The following is a 14082-nucleotide window of genomic DNA, read 5'->3' on the forward strand; positions in this document are numbered from 1 at the left end:
AAAATCAGCTTACTGAACCGTAACGCTACGACTGGCTTTCCCCGTTGTATCAAAACACTTCAACTTTATGGGGCCTTTAACGGCTACCGGAGCTGAATATAAGCTCGATTGTACGGTAGGTTCGGAACCGTCTGTGGTATAGCGAATTTGCAGGCCTGGGTATTCCGTATTGGCTTTTAGCATACCCTTTTCCAGAATTGCTCCGGGCGTGGGAACGCGGTAGTTATAGCCCCCGTTCAGGTAACGCAGACGAGGTAACTCGCGTTGAGCCAGGTTATTTGCAAAAACGTTCCAGCCTTCTGAAATAGCTTGCTCGCGGAGGGCTTTATTTTCAATGGTTTCCCATTTCCGTTCCGCTGACCAGGCTGTTTCTGCAAAACCCATCAGTTTGGGTAAAACGTAATACTCCATCATGTCCCGACCGCGAACGGTTTCCGTCCAGAGCTGAGCTTCCAGTCCTAAAATATTCTGACGTTTCTGAAGCTTCTCTTTGCCTGAAAAATCCAGAGGCTTACCCAGCGAATTCACATACGTCGTTTTAAAATAATCGTAAGGAGCGAACGTCCAGGCATTGCGAGGCCCCACATAACCGCCCCAGTACAGACCGGGCTCGGCGGGGTCATTGTTGTAAGCCAAATCCATGTACAGGTTCGTAACGTTACAGAGCACAATGGGGTAACCTCCATTTGCCATGCGGTACCCCAAATCCAGGTCGAAGACGTTATTCCAGATGTAAGGAATGACCCCTTTCCCGGCAAACTCGGGGTTTGCTACGTATGTACCGTTCGCGTCCACATTCAAGCCTATTTCTTCCCAGCCGTGTACTTCCAAATTATGCTTTTTCAGCTTGGGTAACATCTGACCGAAGAAATAACTCTGTAGATACCGGGGGCCTTTCACTTCAGGATGTTGTTTCAGAAAAGCATCCACCAGGGGAGATTTCGTCCAGACACCCATCGGAACTTCATCACCACCGACGTGCAGAGCGTTGAGTTTCAGACCGGCTTCGTCGTATATTTTAACGACATCATTCACCACCGTTTCAAAGAAATGAGCCGCCGAAGGACGAACTACGCAAATCACGTTATCTGAATACGCCTGAGCCGAGATGTATACGGATTTATCATCAGGATCAATCAGACGAAATTCTTCCGCCGCCTTTTTATTGCCTTCTTTCATGAAACGCTCGTAACGAGCTTCCATCGACTTAATAGCCGCACGCGAGTGGCCGGGAAAGCCTATTTCAGGAATAATACGAATGTGACGATCATTCGCATATTGAAGAATTTCAATGAAATCTTTGCGGGTATAGTAACCGCTTCCGTACGTGTCCTTGGCGTTTGCGGTTGGGCCAGAACCATAAGCCGGAGGTAAGGCATTATCCTTGATATTCTTCACATGCTGGCGGTGTGAGCCCACTTCGGTAAGCTCAGGTAATCCGTTGATTTCCAAACGCCAGCCTTCATCTTCAGTAATGTAGAAGAGCAGATTGTTAATTTTATAGAAAGCTAATAAATCCAGCATTCGCAGGACGCTTTCCTTGGTTTGGAAGTTACGCGAAACGTCCAGATGAACGCTGCGGAAGCCAAAACGTGGGGCATCCTGAATTTGCAGAGCGGGTAACGTAAGCGAAGCCGCAGGTTTGTTATAAGCCGCGACAGGAGCCAAAGCCAGTAAGCTCTGAACGCCATAAAATACGCCAGCGGGATCATTACCCGTAATGGTAATGCCTTCATTACTCACATTCAATTGATAGGCTTCTTTCGAAATACCGTTTACCGTAACGGGGGCAATCTTTAGTAAAATTCCTTTGCTTGCCGCCGTCGTCGCTTCTTTCAGTGGGTAGGAAGTACCCGTTAAGGATTGCAGACGGTTATTGAGGAAAGTAGCTTCTTTTTGTAATTCTTTAGCGTAATAAATGGGCCATTGGCTGCTCAGACTCACATTGCCCTGACCTTTGGTTACCTGAACGGGCATCGGCGTTAGAGCGGGTAACTGCTCGGGAGAGAGTAAAGATAAAGCCGAATTCTGCTGGTAATGATACGCCGCTGTGGGCAAAGGCATCTGGTCGTTCGGACCACGAAGGATCTGTTCTTTTTCCGTCATCGGCTCTGGGGTATATTCCGTTACCGTTTCGATGCGTTCGTTTTCGCCTTCTCCAAAAACAAAATAAAGTCCGACCGGAGCGTCGATCATTTTATTGATGGGGATTGTCCCCGCGTAAGGAATAGTTATGGAAGCTCCGGGTTTTAACTCAAAGCTTTCAGTGGGCGTGAGTTTGTACCAGTCGCCATTAATGTGCTCGACGGTGCCGGGAACGGGGGTAGTTGAAGCCAGAATCGTTCGGGGCGACATGCTGAAATACAGCGTCCATCCTTTATTGGTTAAGGTTTCTTCACCTTTATTGGTTAAGACAAACTGGGCCTGAAAGCCTGTGGTATCTTTCGGGAAATTAGTAAGGAGTTTCCAGGAAATGGCCACGCTCGATTCTCCCGAAGTTTTTTCGGAAGATTTACAGCTCAGGCATACCCAGACGCTTAGCAGAAGAAAAGCGGCAAGTAAGCTACGACGCATAAAGCAACAGGATTATCAATGTTTACGATTAAGCAAGTGGCTAAAGATACTAGACTTGAAAGATTTAAAATAGAATAATAGAGGTTAACCCTTAGAATGTGCTCATCCCATCTAAGTACCCACAAAAAAAGCCTGGATTTCCACCCAGGCTTTTCATGCATTCACTAGTACGTTAAGAAGGCTGTACCCAAATTATTTCAAGTAACTTACTCAGCCGATCTTTTAATTCTTTACGATCCACGATGAAATCAAGGAAACCGTGTTCCTGAACGAATTCAGCACTTTGGAAACCTTTAGGAAGATCCTTACCGATGGTTTCCCGAATGACGCGGGGACCTGCAAAACCAATTAAGGCACCAGGTTCGGAGATATTGAAATCGCCTAGCATCGCAAAAGATGCCGTCACGCCTCCCGTTGTAGGATCCGTTAATAAGGAGATATAAGGAATCTTTGCTTCGTCGAGCAGGGCAATTTTAGCCGAAGTTTTGGCCATCTGCATCAGCGAGAAACCTGCCTCCATCATCCGGGCACCGCCCGATTTTGAGATCATCAGGAAGGGAATCCGGTTTTTGAGGGAGTAATCCATCGCCCGGGCAATTTTCTCACCTACTACAGAACCCATCGAACCACCGATGAAGCCAAAGTCCATACAGGCAACCACCAGATCAATACCATTGATTTTGCCGTGACCCGTGCGAACGGCATCCTTCAGACCTGTTTTTTTCTCCGTGGCTTTGATACGATCGGGATACGCTTTGGTATCCTTGAAATGAAGCGGATCGCCCGAGGTCATCGTGGCGTCGAGTTCAGTATAAAGGGTATCGTCGAAGAGTAGTTCAAAGTATTCCTGAGAACCTACTTTTTCGTGGTAATTACATTTCGAGCAGGTGTAAGCCTGCATTTTGTGCTCGCGGGTATGCATGATGTTACCGCACTCGGGGCACTTGTACCAGAGCCCGTCGGGGGCTTCCCGTTTGGCTTCAGTGGGCGTTTGAATACCCTTGTCTTTCCGGGTGAACCAAGACATATTTCTGCTTCTTGTTTTGAAGTCTGAAAGGTTAAGGGAGGAGGGTATCCTCAAGTCAAGCCATTCAGCACTTGATTTAGGACATCAAAGATAGATCATTCCTGACTTGTATGCGTGGGATAGACCGAGAATTTGTACTTTTCAAGGCAGCATTAATCCAATTTTTACAGAATATTGGATTTTTTAGACCTAAAATTGAACGAACTACCCCATAATCCAGCTTATTTATAGAGATGTACTGATGATCCCTGGAAAAATGCATAAGTTTGCAACAGTTGATTTTCAATTCTTCAGAATCGGAAAGCAGCACCTCTTCTTCATCAGCATGAGATGTTAAGAGTCAATAATGGAAGAGTGCACCTACTCTAAAACCAGTGATTCAAGACTTCCTTTGATACGAGTAAAAATTATATCATAATCTCTCATTTCAACGATTGGTATGGCCAATGCAACTAAAATTGCTCCAGGTGTTCTTTCTGGAGACGCTGTGCAGGAGTTATTCGAACTCGCCAAAAAACATCAATTTGCACTTCCAGCCGTAAACGTAATTTCAAGCAGCACCGTAAACGCGGTTCTGGAGACGGCTCGTGATCTGAATTCCCCTGTAATCATTCAGTTTTCGCACGGCGGATCGCAGTTCTACGCGGGTAAAGGCCTGAAAAACGAAAACGAACAAGCCGCTATTGCGGGTGCGATCTCAGGTGCTCAGCACATCCACCTGCTGGCTGAAAAATATGGAGTTGCGGTAGTTCTTCACACGGACCACTGTGCCAAGAAAATCCTTCCCTGGATTGATGGCGTGCTGGAAGCAGGGGAGAAATTCTACGAGCAAAATGGCAAGCCTCTGTTCTCTTCTCACATGCTCGATTTATCAGAAGAGCCTCTGGAAGAAAACATCGAAATCTCTTCAAAATACCACGAGCGTATGTCAAAAATTGGCATGACTCTGGAAATTGAATTAGGGGTAACGGGTGGTGAAGAAGACGGCGTGGATAACTCTGACGTTGATTCTTCTCGTCTGTACACGCAGCCTGAAGAAGTAGCTTATTCTTACGAGAAACTGAATGCTATTTCTCCTCGCTTCACGGTAGCAGCAGCTTTTGGTAACGTTCACGGTGTATACAAACCCGGTAACGTGAAACTGCAACCCGTAATCCTGAATAACTCTCAGAAATACATTCGTGAGAAGTATAATCTGGAAGCTGAGAAACCCGTGAACTTCGTATTCCACGGTGGTTCAGGTTCTTCTCGCGAAGAAATCCGCGAAGCAATCAGCTACGGTGCTATCAAAATGAACATTGATACGGATTTACAGTGGGCATACTGGGATGGTATCTTAGGTTTCTACAAATCCAAAGAAGACTACCTACAGGCTCAGATTGGTAACCCAACGGGTGAAGATTCTCCGAACAAGAAGTTCTACGATCCCCGCGTATGGTTACGCGAAGGTGAGAAGTCTTTCATTGCTCGTCTGAAAGCGGCTTTCGAAGATCTGAACGCGGTTAACGTAAACCAATACTTATAGTAGTTTGGAGTTTTGGGTTTGGTGTGTTGAGTTACTGAACCTTAACTCTTTAGAGAACGCTGGCAGATTTAGTTCTGTCAGCGTTTTTTGATTTTTCGTTGTTACTTGACTGACAATGAGGCGAAAGTTGAGAAAATAAAGGTAAGAGTGACTGGGAAGCGTTTCCGTTACATAGCTCCTGCTGCCAGCTTTTCTGCTGGCAGCAGGTTTCTCAACTCAAACCCCAGTGAGTTCTTCGTTCTAAATGATAGGGAAGGGTTCTCTGCCCGTTTTGCTGCTTGAGATTATAAACCCTTGACAGATAGCTTTCGGATTATGAATCCGAAAGAGCAGTTTTATTAGGGTTTAGAAATGTAGAGACGCGACTTTATCGCTTCTGGGTAAAAGGCGATATTGGTTATCCACTGTTTGGAATTCCATCCTCAGCAAGACGCCATGAATGGACGTCTCTACATTTATTATTTCACCACCGTAATTTCCAGTTTCGTTGATAGCGTTTCAAACGACGTTTTATACCAAAAGCTACTATTCTGCTAAGTTCCGCAGGAAATGCTAAGGTTAAGTTGACTATCAACTACTTAGTGTCCTGCATTACTTCAGCTTTAAATAATACTGTCGTTCGGATTCGGGTAATTTTTCAAGGGCATACCGAAGCATGGTGCGGGGCATGGCAAGGGTATGTTCGTTTAAAAATTCCCGTAACACTTCCAGATCCTGCTGACCTACTTCACGGAGCATCCAGCCGCAGGCTTTGTGAATCAGATCATGTTTGTGAGAAAGCAGAGATTCAGCAATCGCCAGTGTATCGCTGTATTCTTTCTTTTTGATAAAATATAAGGTAGCGATGATAGCGACGCGAACCGTCCAAATTCGCTCGGAACGGGCGAAATCGTAAAGTAACTGCCGATCCTGGGTGTGAAGAAAAGCCCCGACAATATCCCGGGCAGAAACATCGACGAGATCCCAGTTATTGACGTATTCCAAATGAGCTAAATATGCTTCGAAAACTTCCAGTTTCTGACTCAAGTCTCCCTTTTTATATTGATCTACCCAAATGAACAGGGCCGCGGCCCGGCATTCATGGTAAGGGCTTTGGATGAGTTGAGAAACTTCTTCCAGAGGCAAAAAGCGAAACTTCTTGGCAATGCTCCGAACTTCGCCGACGGCTAATCCCAAAAACGATCATTTTCCCCATATTCGCCCGGCCCGGTTTTGAAGTAACGAGCGACGAAGGCAGCTTTTTCAGGATTAGCCTGAATCTGAAGTGATTGAATAACGTCCTGATGAGACATGATGGAGGTAGAATGAAGGAAAAGCAAAGGTAAACGTTATCTGCAAGCAATTTCTTTCTCGGACTAGGGATATAGTTCGACAAAGACACTACCCGCTTTTTTGCTGATCGCATAGCTCATGCTGCCAGCCACTATTACCTTTATTTCCTCAACTTTCGATTCATTATTAGGCAAGATCTGCTCTTGCGTTCGAGAGATTGATCAGGTAAAGAAAAGAGATATTAACAACTGCAAGCACCCCTCCCTGTCATTCAGAGCAAAGCGAAGAACCTTATTAGGATTTGAGGTAACTTCGCTACCAGTAGGACTCATGGCGTCCCTCAGGCTACCAGCATAAAAGTGGGTAGTGGTTTAATAGGGATAAAAAATTTAGACACGCGATGAAGTCGCGTCTGGGTAGAGGCGGTTATGGTTGCTGCGTAGGATTACAAATCCCTGACAGATAGCTTTCGGATTATAAATCCGAAAGAGCGGTTACTTAGTTGCGAACAATGATAGAATAAATTGCTATAGAAAAGTTTAGAGAAAGACTGCAACTTTAAATTTCAAATGCAGGTTGCTGATTATTATTTATTAGTATCAAGCATTCCTGCTACCCTAGAAATAGGTATTGAATTGACACTCAGAAAAGATAATAGTATCCATGATTACCATCGTTTCCTCGACCAATCAGAAAAACTCCCGTAGTAGGCAGGTGGCTGAATATTACCGTCAGCAAATACAGGCGGCAGGGGCGGATGCCCGCGTAGTAGACCTAGCAGATTTGCCCGTTGATTTTATTGAATCGGCCCTTTACGGGAATTTTGGCAAGCACGATGCCTTCAATGCTGTGCGTGATCTGGTGGAAGGAGCCAGCAAACTGGTCTTTGTTTTGCCTGAATATAATGGTTCGTTTCCCGGCGTGCTGAAGGCTTTTATAGACGGCTTTCACTATCCCAGCAAGCTGAGCGGCAAGATGGTAGCCTTGGTCGGTATTTCGGATGGGGGAAGTGGAAATCCCTTGGGTATGAGTCACCTGACGGATATCCTAAGTTTTATGAACGCCACGGTTTTAGGCTTACGGGTTAAGATTCCTTTTCTGAAAAAGAACTGGGTAGAAGGTGAGATTCAGGATGAGTTTATCAAAACCTTACTGAAGCAACAAATTGAAATGCTGGTGAAACTTCCTTAACGAAAAAGAGCAGACTTAGTAGCCTGCTCTTTTTCATTAAGCTGATTATTTTCGCTTTCGGAGGTAGATATTACCCATCGAAGATTTTAAGGTAATTGAAACGCCGGGAGCATTAATGATACCTTTGGTTGCGTTACCGTTGATATAAATGTTGTTAATGGTAAATGGCTTTGCACTGGCGAAGCTAAGAATTTGATTATTATCCGTTTGAATGTTTACATCTTTCGTGCTAATGCTTATGGAAGAGGCAGATGAATTAGAAGCCGAATTATTTTTAGAACTAGTTGCTCCTTTGGCTAGATTTTCACTGTCTTTTCTTCTGGAACCAGAACCCACTACGACTAACCCATCTACACTTTGGGACTCACTTTGTTTGGCTTCTTTTTCAGGCAAAGGCAGTAGGTCAAAATCTGTGAAAGCATTACCCTGCGAAGCATCCAGAATGACGGAGGCCTTGGTGTCCGATGGGAGACTTACATCAATGGCCTCATGACTCGTAGACAGGGAAATCGGCTTATTCTGATTTACCTTACTAAATTGAGCACTGATTTTTCCCATCGTTGAATAAGCAATAACCGGACCTGTGATGTCTTTCAGATTGATATTCGTAGAGGCCGTACGAACTTCAATTTCTCCCTCAATACCCGTAATTGTTAATTCGTCATCATTGGCAAAGAAATTATTACCCGATTTCCAGAGTAAATCAGTGTTTTTAGGTAGACGAATGACATACGAGACCTCGTCCTGCCGAAGAGCCGTTTTAAAAATAGTTACCCCATTTTCCGTTTGCGAGGAAAGGTTAATACCGGTATTATCCGTACCTCCGGCCCCCACAGCCTTTAGCCCTTCCGCTTCTTTAGGTGGGGGCGTAATGCCCTTGGCTTCAATAACAATATCAGTGCCCTCGTATCCCTGAATGGCTACTTCTGCATTACTGATCAGAAAAGAAACTTTCTTCGTTTTAAGAGGCATACGGTATGTTTTGGTCTCTTTTTCTTCCTGAGCCAATGCCGAATATGCCGAAAGAAGCAGTGTAAGTATGAAAACCTTTTTCATGACGTTAGATCGTTAGTAGTTGAATACTCTGTTGAGCTTGTTTGCGAATGATGGGGTCAGCGGCTTCGTCTTCTGCTAGTTGTTTCAGGCGAGGTAAGGCCGCTGTTTCTTTGTTGATGACAAGCGTTTCCATTACGCTTATCTGTTCGGGTAACTCCGAGGCGGCATTCAGCCGGGCCAGTAAGGCTTTCCGAACCGATGGATTTTTGCCGTAACTCTTTAACGTTTCCAGCGTGGCCAGGCGAACGTTAATGTTTTCATCCTTGCGAAGGGTTTGAGCCAGTGCTTGTAATAAATCGGGTGGGAGAGAGGGCATATTACTGGCGTATTGCAGTCCTTTCAACCGCTCGGCTGCTGACTCTTTTCGGAGTAAGCCGAGCACCACTAATTCCTGGGTAACTTTTAATTCTTTGCGGAGCGTGGCTACTTCCTGTTGTACTTTTTTGATGGAAACGTCTTTCGTTTCCTCTTTGGTAGAGGGCTCTAGCTGAGCCACTTCCTCCGCAGGTGGTGTTTCCAAAGGTCGATAAGAGGGCTTTTCGATGGTTACGGTCTGCGTCTTGATTTCGGGAGCTACTGTCATTCGTCCCAGCCAGAACATGATTCCAAAAGCAGCCAGAACGGCGGCATAAGGCCAGTAAACTCGCTTTTTAGGAAGCGGAATAACGTTTGCCTCCTGTTGATGCTGACTTTCAAGCGTCTGATTCTCCTTTTCCCGATCCAGCAAAGCGTAAAAAGCCGTGTCTAATCCTGCATCTGGTTCTACCTCGTAACGCTGAACATCCCGCCAGATTTTTTCGAGACTTTCGGCTTCCTGGCGGAGGGGTAAATCGCTGGCAAGCATCTCTTCAAAAGCCAATCGCTCGGGTTCGGATAACCTGCCCAGCAGATAGTCAATTAATAAAGTATCTTTTTCCATGACATGAACAGGGAATAATTAATCATTGATCTGGAAATACAATTCACGTAATTTCTGGAGTCCCCGAAAGGCCCGCACCTTTACATTAGCTACGGAAAGGCCCAGTACCTGCCCGATTTCTTCGTAACTCATATTCTGAAAGCGGCTGAGCAGCAACACTTCCCGGTATGAATCAGGGAGAAGCTCCAGAGCCTGATGTAACCGCTGGTGATAGGCTTCGCTTTCATCTTCTTCCAGCAGGATATCAGGAAATTCGTTCGTGTGATGCCGCAGCGTTTTCAGATGGTCGTTATAGATGTTTCGGGCCAACTCATAGATCCAGGTTCGAAAAACTGCCCCTTCCCGGAAGGTATGCCGATACCGCAACAACCGCAGGAATACCTGCTGGGTGAGATCGCGGGCAATATCCCGGGATGATTGCCGATAGAGAAAGAAATTCAGCAACGACTTTTTGTAACGTTCGTACAAAATGGCGGCTTTGTCGAGGTCTCCTTCACTTACGGCCTGCATGGCCTGTTCGTCGGTCATGGAAGCGGGGTTAACAGATGGTTGATTTTGTAAAAGGGTACTTCGGGAAAAGCGAAAGGTTACAAGTTAGGGAAAGAAAATTTTTAGAAGGCTTGCGAGCAGCACTCTACCATGAAATTGACCTCCTATGATTTAGGCCTTAAGGTAAACTATAGAATTTTATATTTTACTTTACGGGCTTAAAGTAAAATATAGCCAGCTATATTTTACTTTATACCTCTTATCAGCGGGTTACTCGGACAAGTCATTTTCCTTTTTTGAGGAAAATAAAGCCCTATACTACGATAACCTGACCAGGGTTAGAGATAAAAATGATCTGTTACAATGGTTGAAATATTTTCTCGTTGGAATAGAAAAGACTAGTAAAACGGCTTGCGATACGTTAGGTAAAATCTTAGGGTTAAAAGAAAAATACGAAATTGAAATCCGAACTACACTAGGCCGCAAATTCACATCAGGGCTAACGCTGATGTCAGCTTTATTTCAAAATCCGGTTATTCGGGTGAAAGATGTACAGACGATCTGTCATTTGAGCCCTAAAGCTGCGGGAGAGTTAACCGCTGATTTTGAGAAATTAGGCATATTGAAAGAATTAACCGGATTCTCAAGAAACCGGACTTTTGTTTTTAGTGACTATCTCAGCTTGTTCTGAGCCTAGAATATGATGAAATCCAAGTACCTGCGTCCCCTGCTATTAGTGATTGGAGTGGTAGCCCTGAATGTGCTGGCCGGTTTTTTCTATTTCCGTCTCGATTTAACGGAAGACCGCCGCTACAGTCTTTCGGATGCCACCCGAAATATACTTGACCAGCTCGATGACGAGGTGTACGTGAAAGTATACCTCGACGGTGATTTGAACCCTGGTTTTCGGCATCTGCGGGAATCCATTCGAGAAACGCTGGAAGAATTTAAAGCTCATTCCGGTGGTCACCTCGATTATCGATTTATTGATCCTTCGGCTGAAACAGATGCCAAGAAGCGAAATGCCTTATACGAAGCCTTGACTGAGAAAGGTTTAATCCCTACGAATGTAGTAGAAGGGGGCCAAGACAGTCGCTCGCAGAAGCTGGTGTGGCCGGGAGCTTTATTAACCTTTCAGAATAAGGAGACTTCGGTTCAATTACTGAAAGGAAATATCTCGCAGTCGGCTCAGGAAAATCTGAATCTTTCGGCTGAAAACGTGGAATACTCGCTGGCTACGGCTTTGCGGGAGTTAACCCAGAAAGAAAAAAAGCGGATTGGGTTATTATCTACACTCTCCAAAAAACTGAATCCCGTGCGGATTTCGGATTTGATTGTGGCTCTGCAAAAGAACTACGATATTTTTCAGGTGAACCTGCAAACCTCGCCTAATCTAGATGGGCTGGATGCGGTACTGGTCATCAAACCCGATCAGGAGTTTTCGGAGGACGATCAGTTAAAGCTCGATCAGTTTATTGTGCACGGAGGTAAAGCTCTGTTCTTCATGGATGCTGTGCAGACCGATTCGGTAGGACGCGAAGGTGTGTATGCTCAGCCAACGAATCTGAAAATTGATGAGTTATTATTCCGTTATGGGCTCCGGGCTAACTCGGTAGTCGTGAAGGATATGCTCTCGGCTCAAATTCCGCTAAACGTCGGAACGATGGGCGATAAGGCTAACATTCAGCTCATGCCCTGGCGGTTTTATCCTTTGCTGAATTCGTACGGTAAATCACCCATTACCCGTAATCTGGATGCTTTATACGGGCGTTACGTAGGTTCACTCGATACCGTAGCGGCGGAAGGCATTCGAAAAACGCCGCTGGTATTTACCTCCGCCTATACCCAAACCCTACGGGCTCCGGCCGTTATTCCTTACAACGAAGCGGGCCGCAAACCTGATCCAACGCAGTATACGGGTGGGCCCAAAGCGGTGGCCTATTTGCTGGAGGGTAAGTTTTCGTCATTATTCCGCAATCGATTATTACCCGAGACCCTCGCTCGAAAGGGTTTGCCGTTCAGGATAAACCGTCCAAAATTGTAGTAGTAGCTGACGGGGATTTAGCTCTCAACGATTTCGATCCGAAACGTCAGGTACCTTTGCCCTTGGGTTTTGACCGCTTCAGCCCCGATCGCCACATCTATGCCAATAAAGATTTTATCCTGAATGCAGTGGATTATCTGCTCGATGACAACGGAGTAATTACGGCCCGAACGAAAGAATTCAAGTTACGGCCGCTGGACAAAGTAGAAATAGAAGAAAACAAAATGGTCTGGCAAGTATTAAACTTGTTAGGTCCACTAGTCTTCATTGTTCTGTTAGGCGGTGGCTGGTATTTCTGGCGACAGAAGCAGTTCAGTTAATGGTTAATGTTTAGGGGTTAATAGTTGTTGGTTATTAGTTCCTGGATAATAACCTGACTTAATAGATAAAAAGCCGTCTGAATTTCTTATTCGGACGGCTTTTATTTGTATAACTAACAACAACTAAACCAAAACGTCGCCAGTCATGATTTCGGGTTTTTCGATGCCCATTAAGGCCAGAATCGTTGGTGCGATGTCGCCGAGCTTTCCGTTTTTAATGGATTTATGGTCGTCATCCAGCAGAATACAGGGAACCAGGTTCAGACTGTGCTGAGTGTTTGGACTTCCGTCGTCGTTAATCATGTAATCGGCATTACCGTGGTCTGCTAATACAATAACGGAATAGTGACTGTTACGAGCTGCCGTCACTACGGCATTCAGCGATACGTCAACTGATTCACAAGCGGCTACTACGGCTTCAAAGCTACCCGTATGGCCTACCATGTCAGGGTTGGCAAAGTTTAGACACACGAAATCTGCCGATCCTTTTTCCAGTTCAGGAACCAGGGCATTACGAACGTCATATACCGACATTTCGGGTTTGAGATCGTACGTAGCCACTTTAGGCGAAGGGCACAGAATTCGGTTTTCGCCTTCGAAGGGTTCGTTACGGCCTCCTGAGAAGAAAAAGGTTACGTGCGGATATTTCTCGGTTTCAGCGATACGAATCTGCGTTCTGCCCGCTTTGGAAATGATTTCTCCTAACGTATAAGGCAGGTTCGAATCATCGAAAATGACGTTTACACCCGTGAATGACTTGTTATAATTCGTCATCGTCAGGTAACGAATATCTAACTTGCTCATGCCATATTCCGGGAAGTTTTCCTGCGTAAGAGCTTTGGTAATTTCCTGTGGACGATCGGTACGGTAGTTGAAGCAAATCACTACATCACCTTCCTGAATGGTTGCAACGGGCAGGTTGTTTTCGGTAATAACGATGGGCTGGATGAACTCATCGGTAACCCCTTGCAAATACGACGTTTCAAGCGTAGAAATTAACTGGCTGGCCTCAACGGGTTGACCAATCCCTTTCACCATCACATCGTAAGCCAGTTTGATACGTTCCCAGCGATTATCACGATCCATGGAATAATACCGTCCGGTTACGCTGGCAATTTTACCCACTGAAGTAGGAAGGAAGGCCTGTAAGTCAGACAAATACTTTACACCAGATTTAGGATCGGTGTCGCGTCCATCGGTGAAGGCGTGGATGAATACGTTCTCCAGACCATTGTCTTTCGCCACATTGCAAAGAGCCTTGAGGTGATTGATGTGAGCGTGAACGCCCCCATCAGAAACCAGACCCAGGAAGTGAACGGGTTTATGATTAGCCTTAGCAAATTCGAGAGCTTCTACCAGTACAGGTTCGTGGCGAAGGGTATCTTGCTCGATAGCGTCATTGAGACGAACCAGACTTTGTTTGACGGTACGACCCGCTCCGAGGTTCATGTGACCTACTTCGGAATTACCAAACTGACCTTCGGGCAAACCTACTTCGGGACCGAAAGTCACCAGCGTAGAGTGTGGATAATTCGCGAATAACGAATCGTAAAAGGGGGTCTGAGCGGCAATGATGGCCGAACGATCTTCCTCGCCTTGTTTGGCAATGCCCCAACCGTCGAGGATAACTAACAGAACTTTTTTGCTCACGATATTTCGGGAATG

At 45.5% G+C, this 14082-nt stretch carries 13 protein-coding genes; 5 read left to right on the forward strand and 8 right to left on the reverse strand.

Going from position 1 to position 14082, the window contains the following annotated elements; all coding sequences use genetic code 11:
* Positions 1-9: 9 nt before the first annotated feature.
* The gene (locus BWI96_RS15555) at positions 10-2574 is read right to left on the reverse strand and encodes a family 20 glycosylhydrolase (protein ID WP_106637470.1); all 2565 of its coding nucleotides are present in this window, start codon (positions 2572-2574) and stop codon (positions 10-12) included.
* Positions 2575-2746: 172 nt separating this feature from the next.
* Positions 2747-3601 carry an acetyl-CoA carboxylase, carboxyltransferase subunit beta gene (gene accD / locus BWI96_RS15560; protein ID WP_106637471.1) on the reverse strand — a complete coding sequence of 285 codons (855 nt, stop codon included), beginning with the start codon at positions 3599-3601 and terminating at the stop codon, positions 2747-2749.
* A 439-nt stretch (positions 3602-4040) separates the two neighbouring features.
* On the opposite strand from accD, the gene fbaA reads away from it, so the two are divergent.
* A complete protein-coding gene (gene fbaA, locus BWI96_RS15565; protein WP_106637472.1) occupies positions 4041-5126 on the forward strand; it encodes a class II fructose-bisphosphate aldolase in 1086 nt (361 codons plus the stop codon).
* 591 nt (positions 5127-5717) lie between these two features.
* On the opposite strand, the gene BWI96_RS15570 is transcribed toward fbaA, so the two are convergent.
* Positions 5718-6302, reverse strand: coding sequence for a DNA alkylation repair protein (locus BWI96_RS15570; protein ID WP_369804185.1), 585 nt, complete (start codon positions 6300-6302; stop codon positions 5718-5720).
* Complete coding sequence (locus tag BWI96_RS23400) at positions 6293-6418, reverse strand: hypothetical protein (protein ID WP_369804186.1); 126 nt, start codon at positions 6416-6418, stop codon at positions 6293-6295. The genes BWI96_RS15570 and BWI96_RS23400 overlap by 10 nt, the downstream gene beginning before the upstream one ends.
* A 643-nt stretch (positions 6419-7061) precedes the next feature.
* On the opposite strand from BWI96_RS23400, the gene BWI96_RS15575 reads away from it, so the two are divergent.
* The gene (locus BWI96_RS15575) at positions 7062-7589 is read left to right on the forward strand and encodes an NADPH-dependent FMN reductase (protein ID WP_106637473.1); all 528 of its coding nucleotides are present in this window, start codon (positions 7062-7064) and stop codon (positions 7587-7589) included.
* Between the two features lie 45 nt (positions 7590-7634).
* On the opposite strand, the gene BWI96_RS15580 is transcribed toward BWI96_RS15575, so the two are convergent.
* The 3 genes from BWI96_RS15580 to BWI96_RS15590 are packed head-to-tail and all read right to left on the reverse strand — an operon-like array spanning position 7635 to position 10092.
* On the reverse strand, positions 7635-8645 hold the full coding sequence (locus BWI96_RS15580; protein WP_106637474.1) for a hypothetical protein: 1011 nt from the start codon (positions 8643-8645) through the stop codon (positions 7635-7637).
* A 4-nt stretch (positions 8646-8649) separates the two neighbouring features.
* Positions 8650-9564, reverse strand: a complete 915-nt coding sequence (locus BWI96_RS15585) for a HEAT repeat domain-containing protein (protein ID WP_106637475.1) — start codon at positions 9562-9564, stop codon at positions 8650-8652.
* A gap of 18 nt (positions 9565-9582) precedes the next feature.
* Complete coding sequence (locus BWI96_RS15590; protein WP_106637476.1) at positions 9583-10092, reverse strand: RNA polymerase sigma factor; 510 nt, start codon at positions 10090-10092, stop codon at positions 9583-9585.
* Positions 10093-10420: 328 nt separating this feature from the next.
* On the opposite strand from BWI96_RS15590, the gene BWI96_RS15595 reads away from it, so the two are divergent.
* From BWI96_RS15595 to BWI96_RS23405, 3 genes are read left to right on the forward strand one after another with little or no spacing between them, the layout of a single operon-like run.
* A complete protein-coding gene (locus BWI96_RS15595) occupies positions 10421-10744 on the forward strand; it encodes a hypothetical protein (RefSeq protein WP_106637477.1) in 324 nt (107 codons plus the stop codon).
* Between the two features lie 9 nt (positions 10745-10753).
* Positions 10754-12097, forward strand: coding sequence for a gliding motility-associated ABC transporter substrate-binding protein GldG (gene gldG, locus BWI96_RS15600; RefSeq protein WP_369804187.1), 1344 nt, complete (start codon positions 10754-10756; stop codon positions 12095-12097).
* Between the two features lie 56 nt (positions 12098-12153).
* Positions 12154-12417 carry a hypothetical protein gene (locus BWI96_RS23405; protein WP_369804188.1) on the forward strand — a complete coding sequence of 88 codons (264 nt, stop codon included), beginning with the start codon at positions 12154-12156 and terminating at the stop codon, positions 12415-12417.
* Positions 12418-12540: 123 nt separating this feature from the next.
* Here the strand turns inward: BWI96_RS23405 and gpmI are convergent, their stop codons facing one another.
* On the reverse strand, positions 12541-14067 hold the full coding sequence (gpmI, locus tag BWI96_RS15605) for a 2,3-bisphosphoglycerate-independent phosphoglycerate mutase (RefSeq protein ID WP_106637521.1): 1527 nt from the start codon (positions 14065-14067) through the stop codon (positions 12541-12543).
* Positions 14068-14082: the final 15 nt, after the last annotated feature.

The organism is Siphonobacter sp. SORGH_AS_0500 (assembly GCF_002838835.1).
Classification (GTDB): domain Bacteria; phylum Bacteroidota; class Bacteroidia; order Cytophagales; family Spirosomataceae; genus Siphonobacter.